Genomic DNA, 1,232 nt, shown 5'->3' on the forward strand with positions numbered 1-1,232 from the left:
CTGTTCGGCTTCCAGCTGCCGTCGGTCTACATGTACTACTACCTGTTCGTGCTGTGCTCGCTGCTGGTGATCTGGACGTGTACGCGCCTGCAGCATTCGCGTATCGGTCGCGCATGGGCGGCGATCCGCGAAGACGAAATCGCCGCGAAGGCGATGGGCATCAACACCCGCAACGTGAAGCTGCTCGCGTTCGCGATGGGTGCGTCGTTCGGCGGCCTGTCGGGCGCGATGTTCGGTTCGTTCCAGGGCTTCGTGTCGCCGGAATCGTTCACGTTCTGGGAATCGATCGTCGTGCTGGCGTGCGTGGTGCTCGGCGGCATGGGCCACATCCCGGGCGTGATCCTGGGTGCGGTGCTGCTCGCGATCTTCCCGGAATTCCTGCGCTCGACGATGAGCCCGCTGCAGCATGCGCTGTTCGGTCATGACATCGTCGATACCGAAGTGATCCGTCAGGCGCTGTACGGCCTCGCGATGGTGATCATCATGCTGTACCGCTCGGAAGGCCTGTGGCCGGCGCCGAAGCATGAGGACAAGATCGCGAAACTGGCGAAGCGCGCCGGCAAGAAGCCGGTGCGCGCTTAACCGACGGACAAGGGGATAAACACATGAGCGACAAGCAAATCCGACTGTCCGTCTCGGGCGTGAACAAACGCTTCGGCGGGCTGCAGGCACTGTCCGACGTCGGCCTGCAGATCAAAGAAGGCGAGATCTACGGGCTGATCGGCCCGAACGGCGCCGGCAAGACCACGTTCTTCAACGTGATCACGGGCCTCTACACGCCGGACTCCGGCGAGTTCAAGCTGGACGGCACGGAATACAAGCCGACCGCGGTGCACCAGGTCGCGAAGACGGGCATCGCGCGCACGTTCCAGAACATTCGCCTGTTCGGCGGGATGACGGCACTGGAGAACGTGATGGTGGGCCGCCACGTGCGGACCAAGCACGGCCTGCTGGGCGCGGTGTTCCAGACGCCGGCCGAGCGCCAGGAAGAGCGCGAGATCAAGGAACGCGCGATCGAGCTGCTCGAGTACGTCGGCGTGCTGCAGTATGCGGACTACACGTCGCGCAACCTGTCGTACGGCCACCAGCGCCGGCTGGAAATCGCACGCGCGTTGGCAACCGACCCGAAGCTGCTCGCGCTGGACGAACCGGCGGCCGGGATGAACGCGACCGAGAAGGTCGAACTCACGCGCCTGCTCGACAAGATCCGTTCGGACGGCCGCACGATTCTC

General features: G+C 64.3%; 2 protein-coding genes. Both read left to right on the forward strand.

The window, feature by feature from the left end; translation table 11 throughout:
* Positions 1-582 (forward strand): branched-chain amino acid ABC transporter permease (locus U4012_RS35505; RefSeq protein ID WP_321804531.1); only part of this gene is annotated, 582 nt, incomplete at its 5' end.
* 23 nt (positions 583-605) lie between these two features.
* On the forward strand, positions 606-1,232 hold a 627-nt coding region (locus U4012_RS35510), incomplete at its 3' end, for an ABC transporter ATP-binding protein (RefSeq protein ID WP_321804533.1).

It is taken from the genome of Burkholderia sp. BCC1988, assembly GCF_905339895.1.
GTDB lineage: Bacteria > Pseudomonadota > Gammaproteobacteria > Burkholderiales > Burkholderiaceae > Burkholderia.